This window comes from Shewanella sp. SM55, assembly GCF_025654025.1.
GTDB lineage: Bacteria > Pseudomonadota > Gammaproteobacteria > Enterobacterales > Shewanellaceae > Shewanella > Shewanella oncorhynchi.
This window is the reverse complement of the sequence record NZ_JAKKRS010000007.1, coordinates 23,727-45,751: the sequence shown is the minus strand read 5'-3', so window position 1 is coordinate 45,751 and position 22,025 is coordinate 23,727. Positions and strand designations below refer to the sequence as shown.

The 22,025-nt window shown below is 45.7% G+C and carries 18 protein-coding genes and 1 pseudogene; 10 read left to right on the top strand and 9 right to left on the bottom strand.

Annotation, left to right across the window (positions count from 1 at the left end):
• Positions 1 to 39: 39 nt before the first annotated feature.
• The 3 genes from thrC (at position 40) to L5L91_RS10670 (ending at position 5,960) form a co-directional block, all read left to right on the top strand.
• The gene (gene thrC, locus L5L91_RS10680; RefSeq protein WP_263236478.1) at positions 40 to 1,323 is read left to right on the top strand and encodes a threonine synthase; all 1,284 of its coding nucleotides are present in this window, start codon (positions 40 to 42) and stop codon (positions 1,321 to 1,323) included.
• Between the two features lie 222 nt (positions 1,324 to 1,545).
• Positions 1,546 to 2,400 (top strand): substrate-binding periplasmic protein, encoded by an 855-nt coding sequence (locus L5L91_RS10675; RefSeq protein WP_014611046.1) that lies wholly within the window; start codon positions 1,546 to 1,548, stop codon positions 2,398 to 2,400.
• Positions 2,401 to 2,675: 275 nt separating this feature from the next.
• Complete coding sequence (locus L5L91_RS10670; protein ID WP_263236476.1) at positions 2,676 to 5,960, top strand: S41 family peptidase; 3,285 nt, start codon at positions 2,676 to 2,678, stop codon at positions 5,958 to 5,960.
• Positions 5,961 to 6,066: 106 nt separating this feature from the next.
• Here L5L91_RS10670 and L5L91_RS10665 read toward each other — a convergent pair whose 3' ends face one another.
• The 5 genes and pseudogenes from L5L91_RS10665 to L5L91_RS10645 all read right to left on the bottom strand — a co-directional run bounded on the left by L5L91_RS10665 (position 6,067) and on the right by L5L91_RS10645 (position 9,648).
• Positions 6,067 to 6,507: a hypothetical protein gene (locus L5L91_RS10665; protein WP_263236474.1), complete on the bottom strand. Its 441-nt coding sequence runs from the start codon at positions 6,505 to 6,507 to the stop codon at positions 6,067 to 6,069.
• A gap of 223 nt (positions 6,508 to 6,730) precedes the next feature.
• A pseudogene (locus L5L91_RS10660) lies at positions 6,731 to 7,167 on the bottom strand (OsmC family protein).
• Positions 7,168 to 7,254: 87 nt separating this feature from the next.
• A complete protein-coding gene (locus L5L91_RS10655; protein ID WP_113940646.1) occupies positions 7,255 to 7,605 on the bottom strand; it encodes a DUF3325 domain-containing protein in 351 nt (116 codons plus the stop codon).
• Positions 7,602 to 9,272, bottom strand: a complete 1,671-nt coding sequence (locus tag L5L91_RS10650; protein WP_263236473.1) for a PepSY-associated TM helix domain-containing protein — start codon at positions 9,270 to 9,272, stop codon at positions 7,602 to 7,604. Before L5L91_RS10650 ends, L5L91_RS10655 begins: the two co-directional genes overlap by 4 nt.
• Before the next feature lies 1 nt (position 9,273).
• Positions 9,274 to 9,648 carry a DUF3649 domain-containing protein gene (locus tag L5L91_RS10645; protein WP_212600001.1) on the bottom strand — a complete coding sequence of 125 codons (375 nt, stop codon included), beginning with the start codon at positions 9,646 to 9,648 and terminating at the stop codon, positions 9,274 to 9,276.
• 428 nt (positions 9,649 to 10,076) lie between these two features.
• Between L5L91_RS10645 and L5L91_RS10640 the strand changes: the two genes are divergently transcribed.
• Positions 10,077 to 11,645: a methyl-accepting chemotaxis protein gene (locus L5L91_RS10640; RefSeq protein ID WP_105249832.1), complete on the top strand. Its 1,569-nt coding sequence runs from the start codon at positions 10,077 to 10,079 to the stop codon at positions 11,643 to 11,645.
• A gap of 248 nt (positions 11,646 to 11,893) precedes the next feature.
• Positions 11,894 to 12,250, top strand: a complete 357-nt coding sequence (gene hpf, locus L5L91_RS10635) for a ribosome hibernation-promoting factor, HPF/YfiA family (protein ID WP_028760784.1) — start codon at positions 11,894 to 11,896, stop codon at positions 12,248 to 12,250.
• Between the two features lie 92 nt (positions 12,251 to 12,342).
• On the opposite strand, the gene L5L91_RS10630 is transcribed toward hpf, so the two are convergent.
• The gene (locus L5L91_RS10630; protein ID WP_263236472.1) at positions 12,343 to 12,993 is read right to left on the bottom strand and encodes a response regulator; all 651 of its coding nucleotides are present in this window, start codon (positions 12,991 to 12,993) and stop codon (positions 12,343 to 12,345) included.
• A 30-nt stretch (positions 12,994 to 13,023) separates the two neighbouring features.
• Positions 13,024 to 14,262: a sensor histidine kinase gene (locus L5L91_RS10625; protein WP_263236470.1), complete on the bottom strand. Its 1,239-nt coding sequence runs from the start codon at positions 14,260 to 14,262 to the stop codon at positions 13,024 to 13,026.
• A 183-nt stretch (positions 14,263 to 14,445) separates the two neighbouring features.
• On the opposite strand from L5L91_RS10625, the gene L5L91_RS10620 reads away from it, so the two are divergent.
• Together L5L91_RS10620 and L5L91_RS10615 are read left to right on the top strand one after the other, a co-directional pair.
• A complete protein-coding gene (locus L5L91_RS10620; protein ID WP_263236469.1) occupies positions 14,446 to 14,955 on the top strand; it encodes a DUF2141 domain-containing protein in 510 nt (169 codons plus the stop codon).
• 15 nt (positions 14,956 to 14,970) lie between these two features.
• Positions 14,971 to 16,647, top strand: coding sequence for a carotenoid oxygenase family protein (locus L5L91_RS10615; RefSeq protein WP_263236467.1), 1,677 nt, complete (start codon positions 14,971 to 14,973; stop codon positions 16,645 to 16,647).
• A 65-nt stretch (positions 16,648 to 16,712) separates the two neighbouring features.
• Here L5L91_RS10615 and L5L91_RS10610 read toward each other — a convergent pair whose 3' ends face one another.
• Entirely contained in the window at positions 16,713 to 17,435 is a 723-nt protein-coding gene (locus L5L91_RS10610) for a YebC/PmpR family DNA-binding transcriptional regulator (protein ID WP_028760779.1), read from the bottom strand.
• Between the two features lie 435 nt (positions 17,436 to 17,870).
• Here L5L91_RS10610 and L5L91_RS10605 point away from each other — a divergent pair, with 435 nt between their 5' ends.
• On the top strand, positions 17,871 to 19,439 hold the full coding sequence (locus L5L91_RS10605; protein ID WP_263140424.1) for a methyl-accepting chemotaxis protein: 1,569 nt from the start codon (positions 17,871 to 17,873) through the stop codon (positions 19,437 to 19,439).
• Between the two features lie 332 nt (positions 19,440 to 19,771).
• Positions 19,772 to 19,996: a TIGR02922 family protein gene (locus L5L91_RS10600; protein WP_028760777.1), complete on the top strand. Its 225-nt coding sequence runs from the start codon at positions 19,772 to 19,774 to the stop codon at positions 19,994 to 19,996.
• A 176-nt stretch (positions 19,997 to 20,172) separates the two neighbouring features.
• Here L5L91_RS10600 and L5L91_RS10595 read toward each other — a convergent pair whose 3' ends face one another.
• On the bottom strand, positions 20,173 to 20,754 hold the full coding sequence (locus L5L91_RS10595) for a TetR/AcrR family transcriptional regulator (protein ID WP_173246058.1): 582 nt from the start codon (positions 20,752 to 20,754) through the stop codon (positions 20,173 to 20,175).
• A 133-nt stretch (positions 20,755 to 20,887) separates the two neighbouring features.
• On the opposite strand from L5L91_RS10595, the gene L5L91_RS10590 reads away from it, so the two are divergent.
• Positions 20,888 to 21,955 carry an alkene reductase gene (locus L5L91_RS10590; RefSeq protein ID WP_263236463.1) on the top strand — a complete coding sequence of 356 codons (1,068 nt, stop codon included), beginning with the start codon at positions 20,888 to 20,890 and terminating at the stop codon, positions 21,953 to 21,955.
• Positions 21,956 to 22,025: the final 70 nt, after the last annotated feature.

Below are 22,025 nucleotides of genomic sequence, written 5' to 3'. Positions count from 1 at the left end.
ATTAGCATTTAAGGTTTAGCATCAAAAGGTTGAGTGAGCATGGAACTATATAATTTAAAACACCCTTCGCAGAAAGTGAGCTTTAAAGAAGCGGTACAACTGGGATTAGGTAAAGACAGAGGTTTGTTCTTTCCTAGTCAAATACCCGTACTAGACGATATTGAAGGGCTGCTGGCGTTGCCATTCGTTGAGCGCAGTAAAAAAGTACTCGGCGCATGGCTTGCCTCTGAGTTAGGCCAAGATGCGGTCGATGAATTAGTTGAGCGTGCCTTTAACTTTGATTTACCTTTGGTTGCCGTCGATGAGCAGCGCGCTTGCCTCGAATTATTCCACGGTCCAACACTGGCGTTTAAAGATTTTGGGGCGCGTTTTATGGCGCAATGTGTCAATGCCTTTGTGGGCGACATGCGCTTAACTATTTTGACTGCGACCTCGGGCGACACTGGCGCAGCGGTTGCCGATGCCTTCTATGGGCTTGAGAAAGTCAATGTGGTGGTGCTCTATCCTAAGGGTAAGATCAGTGAACTACAGGAAAAGATGTTCACGACGTTGGGCAAGAATATCCATACAGTCGCCGTCTCGTCCGATTTCGATGCCTGCCAAGATCTGGTTAAGCGCGCCTTTGATGATCCTGAAGTACGCGATGGTTTGAGCTTAAACTCGGCAAATTCTATCAACATCAGCCGCTTACTCGCGCAAATTTGTTATTACTTTGAAGCCGTTGCCCAATCTAAACAACGGCATGAAGCCGATCCTGTGATTTCGGTGCCAAGTGGTAACTTTGGTAACTTGACCGCAGGTTTATTCGCTAAAGCCATGGGATTACCGGTTAAACGCTTTATCGCCGCAACCAATGCCAACGATACTGTGCCGCGTTATTTAGACAATGGCCAATGGCAGCCCAATTCGACTCAAGCGACTATGTCCAATGCCATGGATGTGAGTGAACCCAGTAACTGGCCGCGTGTGGAAGCCATTTGTGAGAAATTAGGCTGGCCACTGAGTAGCTTAGTGGGTATTCGATTATCGGAGGAACAAACGTCACAGGCGCTGGCCGAGTTACACGCTCAAGGTTATGTGTCTGAGCCCCATGCGGCGATTGCGGCTAAGGCCTTATCTTTAACTTTAGTGCCCGATGAAGTGGGCATATTTTTGGGGACGGCGCATCCCGCTAAGTTTAAGGATGTTGTGGATAGGGAGTTAACGCTTAACTTACCCTTGCCGCCCGAGCTTGAAGCTGTTGCGAGTAAGCCTATCTTATCGGCGGAATTAGCACCTGATTTTATCAAATTAAAAGCACATCTATTTAAAGTATTGGTTTAATGTTTTATTGCTTTTAGTCAAGCGGTCATATTTTAAATTGTAAAAGGGAGCTGGGCTCCCTTTTACATGTCTCGAATTTGAAGATGACGTAATGAATCTCATTGGGAACAATGGCGCCCATCTTAGGTGCCAACTATGCTTACTAAGCTATAAGCCAGTCTTTAAGTTGTCACGCTTCTTCCTTCACCCGTTGCCGCACATAACTTGAGAGGTCTTTAGCTTATGCTTTGGTTTAAAAGTGTCTCTTACTTGTTTATGTTTATCTTGCTAACCCATGGGGTATCGCAAGCCGAGAAACTTTTGCCTTGCACTAACACTATCCGAGTTGGTTACAACAACTGGCCTCCGTATGCCTGGCAAGATCCTAAGGGACAAGCCCATGGACTCGATGTTGATCTTATGCGGGCATTTGCACTTTACCTTGGGTGTGAAGTGAGTTTTATCAATGTGCCAGCCAAACGATCCCATCAGATGCTAAAAACTGGGGAGTTAGATGTGATGATGGGAGCAACGATGACAGATGCACGGCAAGCATATGCATTGTTCACTGTGGATTATCGAGATGAAGAAGTACGTTTTTTTGTACTTGATGAACAAAAAGATCTGATTAATGTTGAGAGTTGGGCGGATATTTTTACTCGAAAATTACGATTGCTTGTTCCTTCTAGTGGTTGGTATGGCGCTGATTACCATAGACTCCAATACCAACTAGAACGGGAGTATTTGCTCGTTTTAAGTCCTGATGCAAGTAAATCAGTGCAAATGCTTACCTATGGTAGAGGCGATATAATTTTGGGCGATGCGATGGCGGTTCCCTACATTGCTAGCCAGTATCAGAATATTAAGTTAGTTCCATTAACATTAGTGTTAGACAAAAGTCATATCCATCTAATGCTAAGTAAAATGAGCATGACACCTTTACAGCTTGCTCAGTTCAATATTGCGATTAATGCGTTGAAGGACAACGGAGAAATTACCAAGGTTATTCATAAGTGGCAGTTACTCTCTATTGCGAAGCAATCAAACATGAGTCAGCAAAATTATCCTACCAACATTCTATATGTTTCTGATTTTTAATATTTTAAGTTTTTTTAATTATATGCCGTCATTTTCATCTAAGGCGGTTTAATTCAATGGCCTTTCATCAGTTTTAGTCGCTAGTTTCAATTGTATTCATTGGTCCTTTCGGTATCGCCTTGGCGACACATTTGCTAAAACTTCTCTCTATTGACGTTACTGAACTTCCTATCAAATTCTGCTAGTTTGTGGGAATCATTATCAGATTTAAAGTTTGCTTCAAGCGCATTATTAAAAGCCCATCGCTGAACATAATAATAGGATAGAGACAATACATGAAACTTCGCCATTCCGTTGCCTGCTGCATGCTTGCCCTAGGCACATTAACAGCGTTCCAAACCATCGCTGCCGATGCGGTGAGCAATCAAGGGTATTACCGCGCGCCAGCGTTGCACAATCAAACCTTAGTCTTTACTGCAGAAGGGGATTTATGGACTCAGACCTTAGGTCAAAAAGCGGCTACTCGCTTAACGAGTTTACCCGCAGAAGAGCTAGGGGCGACTATTTCGGCCGACGGTAAGTGGGTTGCTTATGTTGCCAACTATGAAGGCGCGAGCGAAGTGTATGTGATCCCCATTACGGGCGGTGTGGCTAAACGGGTGAGTTTTGAGAATAGCCGTGTACGAGTTCAGGGTTGGACTGCCAAAGGTGATATTTTATATTCCACCGACACGGGCTTTGGTCCTGCTAATAATTGGATGCTGCGCAGCGTCGATCCTCAAACCCTCACCACCACAGATTTACCCTTAGCCGATGCCGTTGAAGGTGTGATTGATGATCGCAACGAATACGTGTACTTCACCCGCTTTGGTCTGCAAGTGACTGGCGATAATGCCAAAGTGTACCGTGGCGGTGCAAAAGGTGAATTATGGCGCTTTAAACTCGGCAGCAAAACCGAAGCACAGTTGCTCAGCGGCCAACACGACGGCTCAGTGCGCCAACCTATGCTATGGCAGGACAGACTCTATTTTATTAGCGACAGCGATGGCAACGACAACCTCTGGTCGAGTGCGCTCGATGGTTCAGATGCAAAACAGTTAACCCAATTTAAAGATTGGCAAGTCCGCGGTGCCCGGATGGACCAAGGCAAAGTGGTATTCCAGTTAGGTGCGGATATCCATGTGTTTGATATTGCGGCCGCTAAAGACTCGTTACTCAATATTGAACTCACTTCCGATTTTGCCGAGCGCCGTGAGCATTGGGTGACAGATCCTATGGATTACGCTTCTTCAACTAATTTGGCCCCCGCTGGCGATAAAGTGGTGATCACCGCCCGCAGCCACGTGGCAATCGCGGGTATTGATGGTTCGCGTTTAGTTCAAGTTGCACTGCCGGGTACTTATCGCGTTAGGGAAGCGGTGTTGAGCCAAGATGGCAAGTCGGTTTATGCGATTAGCGACATGACAGGTCAGCAGGAAATTTGGCAATTCCCTGCTGATGGCAGCAGTGGCGCTAAACAGTTAACCAAAGACGGCCATACTTTAAGAATGAGTCTTAATTTGTCCAGTGACGGTCGATTTATCGCCCATGACGATAACGATGGTAACGTGTGGCTGCTCGACTTAAAGAAAAATACCAATCAAAAAATCATCACTAACGGTGAGGGACTTGGGCCTTACGCCGATATCCGCTGGTCCAGTGACAGCCGTTTTATTGCATTAACTAAGTCGGAAATCGGTAAACAACGTCCGCAAATCGTCCTGTATTCTGTTGATGAAAATAAGGCCGAGACGCTCACAAGCGACAAATACGAGTCCTATTCGCCAAGCTTTAGCAGTGACGGCCAGTGGCTATATTTCCTATCGAATCGCCAATTCAGCGCAACACCAAGTTCACCTTGGGGCGATAGAAATATGGGCCCAGTGTTTGATAAACGCAGCCAAATTTTTGCCATTGCACTGGTCAAAAATGCCAAATTCCCCTTTAGTAAACCCAATGAACTCGAATCGAATCAAGTTGAAAAAACCGATGCTAAGGATAAACCGAGTCCAGTGAAAATCGATTGGGCGGGGATCTCTCAGCGTTTATGGCAAGTGCCTGTCGATTCAGGCAATTACAGTAAGCTGCGCGTTGTCGATGATAGACTTTATTTGCTTGATCAAGCCATTGATGACGATGTTGCACCTAATTTAATGACTATTAAATTTGACCGATTAAGCCCCAAAGCCGAGGTTTTTGCCGAGGATATTGGTCAATATGAGGTTTCTGCCGATGGTAAGAAGCTGATGCTACGCAAGCACTGTAATGATAAATCACTCCTGATTGTGGACGGCGGCGATAAATTAGGTGATACGGATAATGCCAAAGTGCAAACGGAACAATGGCAGTTAGCGATTTCTCCCCAGCTTGAATGGCAGCAAATGTTTGAAGACGCTTGGTTAATGCACCGAGAATCTTTCTTCGACAAGAAAATGCGCGGCCTCGATTGGCAAGCCACTAAGGCTAAGTATCAGCCTTTGCTCGACCGCCTGACCGATCGTAACGAACTGAATGACATCTTCATGCAAATGATGGGCGAGTTAGATTCTTTGCACTCACAGGTGCGCGGTGGTGATTTGCCTAAAGATCCCGATGCGGCTAAAGCGGCAAGCCTTGGCGCGCGTCTACAACAAACGGCAGATGGCGTTAAAATTGCGCACATTTACAGTAACGATCCTGAGTTACCGGCTAATGCTTCACCGTTAAATCGTATCGAAGTCGATGCTAAAGAAGGCGATATGCTGCTGGCTATCAATGGCACGCCAGTGGCGAATGTGGCTGACGTCACGCGTCTTTTACGCAATCAACAGGATAAGCAAGTATTACTACAGCTTAAGCGTGGTAGCCAAACCCATAAAACTATCGTCATGCCCGTTAGCGCTGTGGTGGACAGTCAATTACGTTACTTAGATTGGGTGAGCCATAATGCGGCAGTGGTCGAGGATACAAGTCAGGGCAAGATGGGTTATTTGCACTTATATGCCATGGGCGGCGGCGATATTGAAAGTTTCGCCCGTGAGTTTTATGCCAACTACGATAAAGAGGGTTTGATTATCGATGTTCGCCGTAACCGCGGTGGCAATATTGACAGTTGGATTATCGAGAAGTTATTGCGCCGCGCTTGGGCGTTTTGGCAACCCACCCACGGCACGCCAAACACCAATATGCAGCAAACCTTCCGCGGTCATTTAGTGGTGTTAACCGATGAACTGACCTATTCCGACGGCGAAACCTTCTCCGCTGGGATTAAAGCGCTCGGTATTGCGCCCTTAATTGGTAAGCAAACGGCAGGGGCGGGGGTGTGGTTATCTGGGCGAAATGCGTTGACCGATAAAGGGATGGTGCGGGTGGCCGAGTATCCACAGTATGCAATGGATGGCCGCTGGGTGCTTGAAGGCCATGGCGTGACGCCGGATATTGAAGTCGATAACTTACCTTTCGCTACCTTTAATGGCAAAGATGCGCAGCTTGAGGCTGCAATAAGTTATTTAAAGGATGAGTTGGTTAAACAGCCAATCCCAGCCTTAAAAGTGCAACCTTTGCCTGTAAAAGGTATGGCACAGGATATTAAAGCTAAGTAATTGATATTTAAATTCAGTATTTAACCGAAATTTAAGGTATCTCGGCTAGCATGTCCGCGTACAAAGTTAGGGTGTTGTCTCTTGGTTCCCGAGACAACACCCATTTTTATGCCCATTCATTAATACTTCTATTCCCATTTTTACTTGTTTCCGCATAGGTTTGCATAGTGTTCACTTGCTGTTGTTGGGCAAGGTGATTAACTGTCATTGCTCTCGCGTCTTCGTTATGGCTTAGATAATAGGCCGTTGGCGCTGAAATCCCTTGGCTCGTTCCTGTCGCTAAATTGGTCATGTCGGCGATCACTTGATACTTCATCTTCGCGTGTTTCAATTCGACTAAGGTTTCTATGTTATCCCTCAGAGCTGGCATTTCTGCTGGTTTTTGCGCATTCGCCGCCAATTGTTTTGCATCGCTAGAAAGCGTTACTGTATCAGTTGACGCGGGTGCGCTGGTTTGAACTGGATTGTTAACTTGTGCAAATTCAGCAGTGGAGACATTTTTTTGTGGGCTGACAGACGGGGAATTTCGCAGTGGTTGAATGTGCATCTTTTAACTCCAACAGATGATACCAAGCTAAGATTGGCTTATATCGTACTGTTTAAAAGCTGGACCTGAGCTGAATAATGGTGAAAAATTAGACTCTGTGGATGGTTAGGTGGTGCGGATAATTCGATGATAGCAATGATTCAGACAGGTATTGAGTTACGGTGTGGCAATAAAAAGCCCGCTTAGGAAAACCATCAGCGGGCCATAAAGATCTGCTCAAATCCTAAAACTTGATTTGAATATCTGTTGCTAAACTATTAGCGATAAAGCAATTTGCATGTGCTTTCTCGTGAATTTTCTCAAGGGTTTCTTGGCTGACTTCGACCCCTTCAGCGAAAATGACCTTAGGATTGAGCACCATCTTTGTCACGGCCAACTTGCCGCCTCGTTTTTACCCAGCTCTGCAGTGGCATTATCCACATAGGAGGTTACAGGTAAGCGCTTAAGATGCGCAATTGCTAGAAAGGTCAACATATGGCATGAGGATAATGCAGCCAACAGGCTTTCCTCTGGATTGACATTTTGCCCATTGCCTTTGTATTCCGGTGCCGACGAGGCTTGAATCGTCTGGCCGCTGCCAAAGGTAATACTGTGGTCTCGACAAAATTCGCCTTCTTCGGCGGGCGAGGTTTGCCAGTTAACCGTTAAGTTAAAGCCCATTATTTTCTCCTATCTGAAGGACATCAGGGCACTATAGCCTAGCGGTGCTCACTTAGCCATGATCGCCATGCCAGTGTTAGCTGGACATTAGATCCCAGCACTCAGTAATAGAGTGCCAGTGAGCACGCTGCCAGTGACGATTCCTATCGGTAAATGGCGCGGGCTGTAGCTTAACGTTAGGATGACCAGCATTGCCGCGAGGGAAATTATTCCCATAAACAAAATGCTCCCGTAGGCCCAGCCTTGATCGCTCGCGCAGGCACTTAAGCTAAATGCTAGTAGTAACCAAGCAAACAAGGTTAGTAAACGACTTTGCCATTGTGCTGGTGGACGATTGAACACATCCTTGAAGTGACCAAATTTAGCTAAGGCAAACAGGGCGAGGGAAAGATAACTCAAACCTAAGATCCCAAGTAGGGGAATAAATTCTGGCATCATGATTTGGCTTCCTCCAATGAAGGTGACGAACTAAGGTCGCTGGCAAGGGATGTTTGGGATTCGCTTCTACGTGCATTTTTTGTTTTTGCTGGGCGTTTAGTGGGGGCCTTAGCAATCAAAGTCACTCTTTTACTGGCAAATAGCATAGCGCCACCAAGTAGCACTGCGAGCACGTCAAATCCGACTAAAGCCCATTGATGGGATTGGATATTGTCGATGATATTGCTTGGTGATGTGAAGGCATTGAGCACGGGCAGCGCACAGCACAAGGTCCCTGTGAGTCGTAATGCGGTTTGCCACTGGCGACGTGAACGACCCAAGAAAGCCCAAACTCCCATTGCCGCTAACGCGATAAAGAAACTGTGAACTTCCCATTCAGAGCGGCTTGCAAAACTTGTCGGTAAGAGACGATTGGCGTAAAAGAAGGCTACAGTGCCTAAGGGTAGTCCTAAGATAAACATGAAGTTTAACCCTTCAACTAAACGTAATCCAAAGCTTGGTTTCTCGCCTTTATCGATCAATTTTTGCTGTTTTTGACGTAGACGAATGGCCCACATCAAAGTGCCTGTCGCGATCATAGCGCAGCCTAATAAACCGCAGAAAAAGAATAAAAATCTTAGCAGCGGGGCGGCAAAACGTGCCGTGTGCAGCGACATCATAGTATCGTAAGTCGCGGAGGCTCCTGAGGCTTCGTGCGGGCTGGCATATTTAAGCTCACCATTTACCCCGTTGAATATCAAAATATTGGCTTCATCGGTCACATCTTTACCTGTGTTTTGGTAAAAGGTCACTTGGCTATTTTGATCTTTAGGGTATGACACTATCACTTGCTTAATTGGCGCATCGCCCCATGCGGCTTTCACTTGAGGTAGTAATTGGCTCAGTTGCACCTGTGGCGCACTAATCCCCGCGGCTTTCTCGGTTTGTCTGGCGGGATTAAGTTCTTTTAAAAAAGCTTGGTTATCACCCGAATAGGCGGTATTAACCGTCCATGGGATATAGATAAGCATTAGGGTAATAAGCCCTGTATAAGTGATCATCAAATGGTAGGGCAGGGCGATGACAGAGCTCACATTGTGCGCGTCTAGCCAAGAGCGAGCGCCTTTATCCCGTCTAAAACTGAACAAATCTTTGAAGATCCGTTTGTGGATCACTATGCCACTGATAAGGGCGATCAGCATAAACATAGTGCAAATGCCGACGATATAACGCGCTGTAATAGCGGACATATAGTGCAAGTCAAAGTGCAGACGATAGAAGAAATCACCGCCGCGACTCTCACGCACTTCTGAGATCATGCCGCTGCCATCTGCTAAGGCTACATGTTCTTCAGTCTTGCCACGACGCTGACCTTTTTCTGGTGGCAGTTGCCAGCTAACGCTTTGAAAGGGGGTTCGTTCAGTTGGAAAACCTATCATCCAGCGCTGCGCTGTTGCCGGCGAATGCGCTTCTATGTAACTTTGCCCTTTATCTAATTGGTTTTCGAGTGTATCGGCTCGGTAGTCTTGATAAACCCCTTTGTGTAATTCGGGTTCATTCCAAAGGCTGATCTCATGGCGAAAATAACTCAAGCTACCCGCAAAAAAGATCAACAATAATACCCAACATACCAGCAAGCCTGCCCAGGTATGTAGCCAAGATAAAGTTCTAAAAAATGTCTCTTTCATCTTATTGCCCACATACCTTGATCAATCCAAAACATAACAAACTCACTAAGCCTAAATCTCGCCACGCATGCCAGGTTTTACGCACACAAAAGGCATAAATAATAGCGATGGCATAAAACAGGAAAGCTAACATATTGGCCGTTATCGTGCTTTCAAAGCGCGGCATAGGTAGCACTAATGTCAGCAGGCAAGCCAAGGTTGCTGCCGCAACATAACCCGCCACTAGAGCGGCACTCGCACGGGCAAAGACTTTGAAGGCAAACTGCGATTGCTCTTGCTTAAACCATTGCACAATTCCCCGCGAAATCAGCGAGAACGAGCGCATTTGAGTTGTAGAAGATTGCGTTGAGGTTTCAAACGCGGGTGTATTAGACATAAGTGCCACTTCTCATTTCGAGCCAATATGGGTCTGTTATGGCTATCCGTTACTGTTGATTCTGCAAAGTGTGCTTGAGCTTTTTGGCTTAACAACGAATGCATTTCTATAGCAGTAGATAGCTAACCGCGAGAAGTATAACTTAGTTAATTCAAATGATAAACGATATCATTTAGATTCGAATGTGAATCTGTGATCTTAAGCTGATCTGCTTTAGCGAGTGTAGGGTGGCGAGTTTAACGTATGTAGCGTAACGAGCGCTCTGTCACAATTGTTTGTTTTTATTTGTTGATATGTGTTTAGCGGTTACTGCTTGTTTAGCATTAGGTTAATTTTTATGCTGCCAATGTGAGCTTTATCAATTTTGATAGGCGACGGTTTTGGCAGAATGCGTTATCTTTTTTACCGAGACCTAGCCTGATAACCCTATGCATAAAAATTCTACAAATGGTGAAACACACCTGTCAGATAATGCGATTTTACTATCAACGACGGATCTGAAGGGAAACATTAAATATGTGAATCAGACCTTTTCGCAGATCAGTGGGTTTAGTGTTGCTGAGTTGCAAGGGAATCCACATAATATAGTGCGCCATCAAGATATGCCTGCGGCTGCATTTAAGATCCTCTGGGAGCGAATTAAGCAGGGCAAACCTTGGATGGGGATAGTTAAAAATCGCACCAAAACGGGCGGCTATTATTGGGTGAATGCCTACGTCGCGCCAGTGTATGAAGATGGTAAAGTTCATGAGTATCAATCTGTTCGTCGCCAAGCCACCCCTGAGCAGATTAAAGCCGCTGAGAGTATTTACAGTGATATTAATCAAGGCAAGCAACCTAAAGTATTGCGTAAAGATAGGTTAGGTTTCAGTGGTAAAATACTGCTGGCCATGTTGGTTTCGATTACGGCTACGGCGATGATTGCCAGTTATTCCCCCATAGTTGCCGCGATGGTGGGAATGAGTCTTGCGTGCCTAGCATGGTATTACCTGATGCAGCCGCTGCAAAAGCTTGTGTCTATGGCAACCAACATTATTGACGATCCCGTCGCTACGGGCGTGTACACCGGCCGCCAAGATGAGATCGGTAAATTAGACCTCGCCCTACGTTTTTTGATCACTGAAATTGGTGGCGTTGTTGGCCGTATGGCTGATTCTGCCAGTGAGATCCAAGCACAAAGTGTCAGCCTTAAACAAACCATTACAAACACTTGGGAGCATGCCGATAGTCAGAGTGAACAAACCACGCAAGCTGCGACCGCGATGGAGCAGATGAGTGCCAGTTTTGCTGAAGTAACGGGAAACATTCATCGCACTGCCTCGGAAATGGTGTCGAGCCATGAGGCGGCTCAACGCGGTCATTCACGTTTAGAAACGGTTATTGATGCGATACACCAGTTAAGTGTGCAAGTGAGCCACTTTTCCGATGTTGTACAAGCTATTGAACAAGATAGCAGTGCGATTCACCAAGTGCTCGAAGTCATACGTGCCATTGCCGACCAAACTAACTTATTAGCCTTAAATGCGGCAATTGAAGCGGCACGGGCAGGGGAGAGTGGTCGTGGTTTTGCCGTGGTGGCCGATGAGGTCAGACAATTATCGAGCCGTACTAGCCAATCAACCTCACAAATTGAGTTAATTGTTAGTCGTTTTAGGGAAAGCACTCAAAGGGCAACCTCGACCATGATGGCAGGGCAGGAACAGGTAAAACGTTCGGTAAGCTTAGCGCAAGATGCGAGTGTGGCTTTTGGCGAGTTGCTTTCATCTATTTCGCGAATTAATTCTTTGAGTGATGATAATGCGGCGGCGATGACGCAGCAGACTTCGGTGGCCGCAGAAATTAGCCGAGCTATCCATGTGATCAGCGATTTGGCTCAGCAGAGTTTAGAGCAGACGCTCGATGCGGCGGCGCGGGGTGATCAAGTGTCGCGTTTATCGACCAAGACGCATCATTTGTCCCAACAGTTTTGGCAGCAGAGTGTGCAACGTAAATATTAAGCGTATTTACCTTATGTCGTATTGCATTTTGTGATTGATTTATTATTAATGCCTGTTTATAAATCAATCACTTAATCATGTTTTTCTCGCTGTTTTATTTTTAACTTCTTGATGGCGGTCACATTTAGGAGATGCTAATACCTGAGTTGGCCGAAATATTTGCCAATAACCCTTGTGTTTTATTCTGCATGCCCCAAGCTCTATTAGTGAAGCAAAAATAAAAGTAATGACACTAAAAGGGACAACCTATGAAAATAAATATTTCTGGTCACCACGTCGATGTTACTGATTCTATTAGAGAAGATGTTAACGAAAAATTTGCAAAAATCGCCACCCATTTCCCCTCTCTGATCGCACTGGACATTATTATTGCGAAAGAGCATGGCGAGTATCAGGTTGAGCTTCGTACGAATTATGAAGGAAGCCGTATTTCTGCTTCAGGTACCGATGAGGTTATGTACCCAGCAATCAAAGCCGCATCGAAAAAATTAGATGCAGCACTTAAGCACCGTAAAGGTCAGCTAAAAGCGGATTTGCATGAAACCCCGAGCTGTACAACGCCAGCTATTGCCCATGAAATTATCCAAGAGATGGATCTTCGTTAGGTTTTAGTCATAACTCATCGCTTTAGATGAGCACAAAAGGGCCTTAAATGGCCCTTTTTGTTGGCAATTGTCTTTTGCAGAATGCTATTAGGTTAGATCAATGCCAGTTGCAATCCCTTGAGCACAGCTTGGGTACGGTCTCGGCAATCGAGTTTAGTGAGTATGTTAGAGACATGATTCTTTACTGTACCCTCGGCTAAAAATACCGCATTGGCGATTTCCTTATTGGAGAAGCCACCCGCCATAAAACTGAGAATTTCCCGCTCCCGTTCCGACAATAATTCATTTCTAGTTACCACAATGTTAGGTGTGGGCTTAGGCTCACTCATCTGTTTGAGCACCGAAGGCTCAATCAAGTAGCCGCCTTTAGCGACGGTTTCTATAGCGCATAGTAACTTGTCGAGTGACACATCCTTGAGCAAAAAGCCATTGGCGCCCGCCTGCAAACTATTGAGGAATAACTCACTGTCATCGAAGGTGGTTAACATGATGATAGGTAAACTATTGGCACTCTGGCGTATCTGTTTGAGCATGGCGATACCATCAAGATTTGGCATACGGATATCACTGAGCAGTACATCGACGGGATTGCTGGCAAGCATTTTGAGTGCATCTTGGCCGTCTTCGGCTTGCCATAACACGCGAATGTTGTCGGAAATAGCGAGCAGGCTAGCGATCCCTTGGCGAACCAATTGCTGATCTTCCACTAAACCGACACTGATGATGTTGTTTTGCGTATCCATAGCGATTCCAAAGATTTTTTTAATAAAAAGTTAAGCGAGTACTGGGAGTGTGAGGGTGAGTTGGCAACCGGATGCCGAGTCATTTGCCCTTAACTCCAAGGTGCCATTAAAGGGTTGTAGCCTTTCCTGCATGCCGCCGAGCCCAGTACCGAACTGCCCAGTACCGAACTGCCTAGTACCGAACTGCCTAGTACCGAACTGCCTAGTACCGAACTGTCCTGTACCGTTTAGCCCTGTGCCGTTTTTAGCTGATACGTTTCGTGCGGTTCCCCGTGTAAGCCCCATGCCGTTGTCGCTCAGTTGCAATACCAATGCGTTTTGGGAGTCTTCCATGCTCAGTTGCAGTTGATTCGCCTTGCCGTGACGTACGGCGTTGCTGATGCCTTCCTGCAGCACTAATAGTAGTGCCTGAGTCAGTTCGGCTGATTGCAGTGGCTTCATCCCTTTGCAGTTAAGAGTCACGCCGGATAAGCGGGTCATCAACGCCTCAAGAGGGGGGACTAAATCCAATCCGACTTGCACTCTTTGCGCCCTGACGACGGCGCGAATACTTTCAAGTAGCTCTTTAGCTAAGGATTTACTTTGGTTAACTTGAGGTTTGAGCTCCTCGGGCGCTGTATGGCTCAGTACTTCTAATTGCAGAGAGAGTGCTGTGAGTTGGTGGCCGAGAATGTCGTGCAAATCGCGTGATATCCTTAATCTTTCTTGCTGTTCGCTGGCTTGGCTCAGTAGGGCGCGAGTGGCAATAAGCTGTTGGTTTAGCTGTTCTTGTATCAAACGTGATTTACGTTCAGAAAGCCTTGCTTGGCTACTGCTGTAGGCAAAGAATTGAAAACCAAGATAAATTAAAATATTGAACACATTGCTTTGTTCATGCAGTTGCCATTGCTGCAGTAGGTAATAAACAACATTGACCAACACTAGCTGTGAAATGGCTTGGCGACGACTAAAAAACTCAGGCAACAGTGACGCCCAAATGACGAAGAGGATAGGCAGTAATGCGTTGTTTGCTGTGAGTAATAAGCTCAGTACGATCAAGGGCATTGCTAGCGTGGTTATGCGGCGAAGTCGAATATTATTATGCGCAACTTTATCGGTAGCTATCAGTATAAATTGCACTAAATACAGCCCATAAAGCGTTGCATTGAGTATGCCTTGCCATGTATGTAATGCGGCTTGGTTTATCCCAACCCAAGCGACTAATGCCCAAGTTAGCACTCCTGCAGCAATCAACATGTTTTCTTCTTTCGCTAATCGATTTTCTAGCACGAATGACTATTCCTTAATCCAATTCTGCCGACCATTCTAAGGTATCACCGCCAGATGTCACTATGCCAAAAGTCATGTTGTTATCATTTTGTTTCATGACTTTTGGCACCTGTTTTTCGTCCTGTGATTTTTTAAGCTAACTCCATCGCAGTTACTTATGAGCGCAAATAACAGGAGTAAGACATGAAACACGTGAACTCGGCTATGACAAAAACACAGTTTTCCCAAGCTAATAAGACGAAAAGGACGTTATCAGCGATTTGGGGCGCAGGTTTAGCTTGCTTACTCTTGTCTGCAGGAAGTATGTCGGCAGGCTACATGTCCACAGGCAGCCAGACACATACCTTGACTGTGGATATCGATAATATTCAAGTACAAACCGGCGCCTTGATGGTGGAGCTTTATGCCAATGCCGAGGATTACGCCGCAGGCCACAATCCCTGCGCATCTATGATAAAGCCCGTTACTAAAACAGATCACAGGCTGGTATTTAGCGATCTCGCCGATGGCCAATATGCGGTCAAGGTCTTTCACGATGAAAACGGTAATGACAGCTTAGATACCAATATGTTAGGTGTGCCGAGTGAAGGCTATGGCTTTAGCAATAACGCCGGCAGTTTTGGGCCTGCGAGCTTTAAAGACGCCAGCTTTAGTTTGCAGGCCGATACTCAAATCACCATACATATTCGCTAAGAGGGGGGCTGCACCATGGATAGACGTCAATTTCTAGCAGGCTCAGCCGTCCTAATGACGACCGCTGTTTGGGCCAGTTCAGTGGATAAGTTATTGGCGCTGGATAGCGCACAAACGGTCGCACGTGAGCCTTGGGCGATTGGATTTAGTGGTGCTGAAGGCGACTATCCGCCACTCACTATGCAGGTTTCGGGTGAGTGGCCAGCGCAGTTGAGTGGGAATCTATATCGTAATGGGCCAGCGAAAATGTCTCGGGCAGGTAAGGCATATCAGCATTGGTTCGATGGCGATGGCATGGTGCAACAGTTTAGTGTGAGCAATAGGCAAATTCAGCATCAGGCTAAGTTTATCCAAACAAAGAAGTTTAAAGTGGAAGAGGCCGCTGGCGCGTTTAAGTACACGACTGCAGGCACAGTGATCCCCAATGCTTTACCTATTCGAAATAACGACGATTTGAATGTGGCCAATACTAGTTTATTGCCGCGCCACGGCGAGTTGCTCGCTTTATGGGAGGCGGGTTCACCCTATCGACTTGATGCTCAGACCTTAACCACGCTTGGCGTGAAAAGCTTTGGTGACAAATTTAAGGGCTTGCCCTTTTCTGCTCACCCACTCGATGACGGACAAGGTGGACTATGGAATTTTGGCGTCTGGTATGTCGGTGGTGATAAGCAATTACTTGTGTATCAAGTGGCAGCCGATGACAGCATTGCCAGAATGGAAGTGATTGAATTACCTCAAGCTAGCTATTTACATGCCTTCGCGCAGAGTGAGAATAAGCTGGTGTTTTACATTTCATCCTGCGTGTATGAAGAGGGCGAAACCTATGTTGATGCCTTTAAATGGCGCCCCGAATTGCCATCGCAATTACTGGTTATCGACAAAGCCGATTTTAGCGTGCGCCAGTTACACCAACTGCCTGCAGGATTTGTGTTTCACTTTGGTCAAGCCATTGAGAAGAATGACGAACTTTCTGTGCAGCTTTGCCTCTATCCCAATTCAGCTATTTTAACCCAAGGGATGAAGGGGTTACTGACGGGGGAGCGTAAAACAAAAACACCCCACGCCGAGTTAGTGACAATTACAGTACCGCTCACAGCACCACTTACAGCAGCATTTACACTAGCTAGCAAAACGCAGTTTGCGGAGACCTTGTCTTCCTCTGCACGTATTAAGCGCAGCGGCGTGATGATGGAGTTTCCCCAGTTTTCGCAGCACATTATGGGTAAAAAACAAACTAGCGGTGAAAAAACGTTTGCAGAGAAAACAGGCGGGGCTTCGGCGTTTGCTCCGTTATTTGGCGTTGGAGCAAGATCAGATTCAGCTGTTAACTCTGGCTCCAGCTCTAACTTTAAATATGAAGCAGAAGCCGAATCTGAATCAGGGCTAAGTAACACTCTGTATTGTATTCATAATGCAAAAGACAGCAGCAAGCACAGTGCGGATACACTTGGCGACGCGAGCTATAGCGAGTTTTATCTTGGCAAAGGCAAAATTGCCGAAGAGCCGCTCTATATCCCCGCCACTGAGCAGCACGAAGCCTATTTACTGATGACTTGGCTCGATTACCATAATGCACAGTCTGGTTTGTCTTTGTTTCGTGCCAGTGATATCAGTGCGGGCCCCATCGCTTCGGCTCAAATGAACAGGGTATTGCCACTAGGGTTTCATGGCTGCTTTATTGAAGCTTAATATTTTGATCTATAAATAAAAAACGCAGCTATTAGCTGCGTTTTTGTTTCAGGCGAAAGAAACGTCTAGTCATCAATTTCCGCATTGTGATAGACGTTTTGTACGTCGTCACAATCTTCAAGTGCGGCAATAAACTTTTCAAACATAACGACATCTTCACCTTCAACTTTAGTCATGTCCTGCGGTACGAAGGTGATATTGTCAAATTCAAAGTTAACCTCTGGCATCGCTTCGGTCAGCGCAGTTTTGACTTTAAAGTATTCAGTGTGTGGCGCGTATACTGTGATTAAGCCATCTTCAAGCTCAACATCGCTTACATCAACGTCAGCCATCATCAGCAGTTCTAAAATCGCATCTTCGTCATCACCCGCAAACACGAACACGGCTTGATGATCAAACATGTGGCCAACTGTACCTGGGCCGCCGAGTTTGGCATCGTTTTTCACGAAGGCTTGACGCACTTCGGTGAAGGTACGTTTTACGTTATCGGTTAAGCAGTCAACAATGACCATGCAGTTGCCAGGACCAAAACCTTCGTAACGGGCGGTATCGTAATCTTCACCACCGCCGCCTTTGGCTTTTTCAATTGCGCGTTCAATAACATGCGCGGGCACTTGGTCTTTCTTAGCGCGTTCAATTAAGCGACGCAGTGATAAGTTTCCATCGGGCTCAACGCCGCCTTGCTTAGCGACAACGTAAATCTCTTTACCGTAGCGTGAATAAATGCGGGTTTTTTGACCGGCTGTTTTCGCCATGGATTCTTTCTTGTTTTGATATGCTCTGCCCATCTTGATCTCGTTAGCTCAAAAAAATTGCGCCGATATTAGCAGTTTTCTTGGTATAAGTGCAGTCGTCCCTATGTGATTTATTACCTAGAAGGCGACGGGGCACGCATTTCAGGGCAAAGTTGGTTTTCTCAAGGAAGATCAGCTTTTAGATAGGCTAGGACTATATCGCGATAGATTAATACTAATGTCTAATGCCATACGCTCGTGAGACTGTTGATGATAGCTAACTTCTACTTTGTTTATTTAGCGAGATAAATTATCTAGCTTATTCAGATAAATAGACTAAAACTATAAATCTTGAGCGCTATCATAGTTAGCCCTCCCTCGTCAGTTGTAAGCAATAGCCGCTGTAATTGATAGCAGCTGAACGAAGGCTAATGATTCGACTCTTAGCATTTCCCTTTCATTTTTACCTTGCGCAGTTACGGGAAGTATATGGAAATACAGCACAAAATTTTAATTTTCATCAGTTTCACGCTGGTCACTCTGGGGAGTTTATTACTTGAGGGACTGCATCTTCCTAGTATTGTGCAGGCGTTGATCTTGGGCGTTCTTGCCTGTGGCTTAGTGGTGTGGGTGTGTTTGCGCGCATCTAAGGCTAAGCTCGACACCGATGAGGCAAACATTAAGGCATTACAAGAGCAAAGCATTCCCGCCCACGACATTAGTGTGCAAACCAGCAAAATGGCTATCGGTTCGGCTGAGGTGTCGCATTTTATTGATTTATTGAATAAATCAATTGAATCAAATGGCGAGCATGCCAGCGCCATTGCGGTTGCTGCAGGGCAATTGAGTCACACTACGGCCCAACTTGGCGATAATGCCGCCGATATTTTAGGCCAAGCTCAAGAGGCTGAGCGCGTTAGCGTGCAGGGACGAAGTCAAGCTCAGAAAGGTGTTGCGGCCATTCGTTCACTGAGTACGGATATTGATACTGCCGCTGAGCAAGTGCAGGCGCTTAAATCAAGAGCCGAAGAAATCCAAAAAATTACCGAAGTGATTAACTCCGTTGCCGAGCAAACGAATCTGTTGGCCTTAAATGCGGCTATCGAAGCGGCCCGTGCGGGAGAGCAGGGTCGAGGTTTTGCGGTAGTGGCTGACGAAGTACGCAGCCTTGCGGGTAAAACGGCGGGTGCAACCCAAGATATTGGCAAAATGCTATTAGAAATCCGCAGTGAAACGGATAAAACTTCTGGGCTGATGGAACGAGTCGTGACGCAAACAGCCGATGTGGTCGCCGCCATGGGCGAGTTAGACGCGCACTTCACTGAGATTTCGGCTTCTGTGACCCAATCGGCCCATGCCTTAGGTGATATGGAAGATTCACTCAAACAATATAACAGCACTACTAACGACATTAGCCGCTCGGTGACTCAAATTCGTGACTCGTTAAATTCGACGGGTAAACAGAGTCATAGCGTATCCGAGCAGGCCTTTACTTTATCCTTGACCACTGAGGGTATTTTTAAAGCGCTGTCTAAATGGGATACACAAACCTTCGATCAGCAGGTTCTGCAATTGGCGAATGTTGCCGCTAAAGCGTGCGGTGACAAGTTAGCACAAGGTTTAGCCAGTGGCAGTTTTAGCGAGGCTGATTTGTTTAATCCTAAATACCAACCTATTACCAATACTCAGCCGCAGAAATACAGCACGGCTTTCGATCGTTATACCGATCAGCATTTTCCAACGATTCAAGAGCCCATTCTGGCAAAACACAGCGAAATTATTTATGCGGGAGCCGTTGATAGGAAAGGTTATTTTCCGACCCATAATAAACGCTTTAGCCAAGCACTGACAGGCAAAGTTGAGGTTGATATGGTGCACAATCGAACCAAACGCTTGTTTAATGATCCGACAGGGATCCGTTGCGGCGCCCATACTGAACCTGTGCTATTGCAAACTTATAAACGCGATACGGGCGAAGTGATGCACGACTTGTCGGTGCCCATTTTTGTAAACGGTAAACATTGGGGCGGATTTCGAGTGGGATTTAAAGCTAAGTAGATTACTGATAACTCAAATTTAGGTTATTTACTCTAAAAAATGCATAAAAACGCATCTTTATTTGTGTCTTATATGTGATCGATAGTGGGTAATTGATTAACATAATAGAAATAGATTGGCATCTTTTTGCCGAAGTGCTTAAATAGCCCAAGGTGTACAGTATAAGACAGTATTGTATCCAATAAAAAATCATAAAATTTGAATAAGACCTTAAGTAATTGATTTAAAATGTTTAAAGTATCTTCCTGGATATTTTAAAATGTTGAGGACAGGGAGCTCTCTTGCGACGTAAATATAACGCAGTAGATGCTGCTTAATGTGAGTTAAATGTGATGCAAGCAAATCAAGCGACTGTAACTGTTTTATATTATGATGCGCCCGTAGGGTTAATTATGCACAACGCCGTATTAGGTAATTTGCCAGTGAGTGAAGCTGGGCGTGTGATGATACCTGCAAGTTTCCGCAAGGGAAAATCTATCATTGCTGTACTTGAAGGTGAGTGTAAGATATTGAATTCATTAGGCGAGCGAGTGTTTGCTCAAGCTAATATAGGTTAACATTTTAAACTAATCGTCATTCTTGGGACGAATAATTCACTTTGCTAAATTATCGTCCCGACATTTTCTGCAAAAACTCTATTCAATCCATCTATTTCTATTAATGTTAGCGCTTGTTCGCTTAATCATATTCGGTTAGTCATTCAGATATTTACTGTCCCACAAATTAACGCACTTTAATGGCAGACTTCTACCAGCAATTGGTCTGCAAGGTACTGTAAGGTTTCGGCATTAGGATGGGTGTGGGCGAAGGTTCTTAAACCATAAATTCCCATCATTAAATATTGGGCTCTTTGCTCGCTGCTGCGATCGCCTTGGAGGAGTCCTTGTAACGTTGCGGTGGCAAATTGTAGTGTGAGTGCTTGCTGCCAAGATTGTAGATATTGATTGATGATGTCTCGGATCTCAACATCTTGCTCTGCAATTTCATTTAACGCTTTTGTCAGTAAGCAAGCTTGGGCGCTATCGCAACTCAGACATTCAATAACGAGATGATCTAAGTAGGTTTTCAAATTAGTCAGCACATTCTCGCCATTGCCGAATAGATTGTTGAATTGCTCGTTTCTGTCGAGTTGATATTGCTCTATGGCCGCGATTAATAACCCGCGTTTATTGGTGAAGGCACAGTAAATCGACCCCGGATGTAATCCCGTGGCTTGAGTAAGATCTTGCATGCTCGTTTTGGTATAACCTTTGTGCATGAAGGCGGCCATAGCGCCGCGAAGTACCTGTTCTCGGTCGAACTCTGCATTACGCATCGAATTTAATTCACTTGTATAGAAACGCTTAGGCCAGATTCTACCTAAATTTGAACAAACATTCAAAAATGAACTTGAATGATCGTTCAAATAATAATATCTTGAATGCATATTCAAGAATGGAACTGAGAAAATGACCACACAAACCACGCCAAATTCATTGGTAAATCTGTTCGATACCTACTCACTTAATGACACTATTACCTTAAATAATCGTATCTTAATGGCACCTTTAACCCGTTGTATGGCGGATGCCGATTTAGTGCCGAACGATGATATGGTTGCCTATTATGCACGCCGCGCCGAAGCGGGTTTGATCATCACAGAGGCGACGATTATTCGTCCCGATGCTCAAGGTTATCCCAATACCCCTGGTATTTTTACTCAAGCGCAAATTGCTGGCTGGCGTAAAGTGACCGATGCTGTACATGCCAATGGCGGTAAGATTTTTGTGCAGTTATGGCATACGGGCCGTGTTGCTCATCCACACTTTTTCGGTGGTGGTGATGTGCTTGCGGCATCAGCGCAGAAGATTGAAGGCAGCGTGCCAAGAATGCGCGAACTGACTTATGTCACGCCAAAACCCGCCACACTTGAGGATATTCAAGGCCTAGTGCGTGATTACGCCAAAGCGGCGGAAAATGCCATTGAAGCTGGCTTTGATGGTGTTGAGATCCACGGTGCAAATGGTTATTTGATTGACACTTTCTTACACCATGACAGCAATCGCCGCACCGATGAATACGGTGGAACACCTGCCAATATGTCCCGTTTTGCGCTTGAGGTTGTCGATGCTGTTGTGGCTCGTATCGGCAAAGACAGAACCGGTTTACGGATTTCTCCAGGGGCTTATTTCAATATGGCGGCAGATAGTCGTGACCGCGAAGTGTTCGATTACTTCTTGCCTGAGCTGGAATCCCGCGATATCGCTTTTGTGCATATTGGGATTTTCGATGACAGCATGGAATTCGATTATCTTGGTGGCAGAGCTTCAAGCTATGTGCGCGCACACTATGGCAAAACCTTAGTGGGAGTTGGAAGCTACAGCGCTGAAACCGCCAGTGAAGCGATTGCGGCGAATAAGTTTGATTTGATTGCTATTGGTCGCCCATTCATTGCCAATCCTGACTATGTTGCTCGCGTGCGTGATGGCGTTGAACTTGTTCCTTACCGCGATGAAATGCTTACAAGCTTAGTGTAATTTCGCTTAATAGCTTTATAAAGAAAGGGTTAGCATGTGCTAACCCTTTTCGTTTGTCTCTCGTTTTTAT

Coding starts and splice junctions, on each gene's coding strand:
- thrC (WP_263236478.1), top strand. CDS start 40: ATGGAACTATATAATTTAAAACACCCTTCGCAGAAAGTGAGCTTTAAA.
- L5L91_RS10675 (WP_014611046.1), top strand. CDS start 1,546: ATGCTTTGGTTTAAAAGTGTCTCTTACTTGTTTATGTTTATCTTGCTA.
- L5L91_RS10670 (WP_263236476.1), top strand. CDS start 2,676: ATGAAACTTCGCCATTCCGTTGCCTGCTGCATGCTTGCCCTAGGCACA.
- L5L91_RS10665 (WP_263236474.1), bottom strand. CDS start 6,507: ATGCACATTCAACCACTGCGAAATTCCCCGTCTGTCAGCCCACAAAAA.
- L5L91_RS10655 (WP_113940646.1), bottom strand. CDS start 7,605: ATGATGCCAGAATTTATTCCCCTACTTGGGATCTTAGGTTTGAGTTAT.
- L5L91_RS10650 (WP_263236473.1), bottom strand. CDS start 9,272: ATGAAAGAGACATTTTTTAGAACTTTATCTTGGCTACATACCTGGGCA.
- L5L91_RS10645 (WP_212600001.1), bottom strand. CDS start 9,648: ATGTCTAATACACCCGCGTTTGAAACCTCAACGCAATCTTCTACAACT.
- L5L91_RS10640 (WP_105249832.1), top strand. CDS start 10,077: ATGCATAAAAATTCTACAAATGGTGAAACACACCTGTCAGATAATGCG.
- hpf (WP_028760784.1), top strand. CDS start 11,894: ATGAAAATAAATATTTCTGGTCACCACGTCGATGTTACTGATTCTATT.
- L5L91_RS10630 (WP_263236472.1), bottom strand. CDS start 12,993: ATGGATACGCAAAACAACATCATCAGTGTCGGTTTAGTGGAAGATCAG.
- L5L91_RS10620 (WP_263236469.1), top strand. CDS start 14,446: ATGAAACACGTGAACTCGGCTATGACAAAAACACAGTTTTCCCAAGCT.
- L5L91_RS10615 (WP_263236467.1), top strand. CDS start 14,971: ATGGATAGACGTCAATTTCTAGCAGGCTCAGCCGTCCTAATGACGACC.
- L5L91_RS10610 (WP_028760779.1), bottom strand. CDS start 17,435: ATGGGCAGAGCATATCAAAACAAGAAAGAATCCATGGCGAAAACAGCC.
- L5L91_RS10605 (WP_263140424.1), top strand. CDS start 17,871: ATGGAAATACAGCACAAAATTTTAATTTTCATCAGTTTCACGCTGGTC.
- L5L91_RS10600 (WP_028760777.1), top strand. CDS start 19,772: ATGCAAGCAAATCAAGCGACTGTAACTGTTTTATATTATGATGCGCCC.
- L5L91_RS10595 (WP_173246058.1), bottom strand. CDS start 20,754: ATGCGTAATGCAGAGTTCGACCGAGAACAGGTACTTCGCGGCGCTATG.
- L5L91_RS10590 (WP_263236463.1), top strand. CDS start 20,888: ATGACCACACAAACCACGCCAAATTCATTGGTAAATCTGTTCGATACC.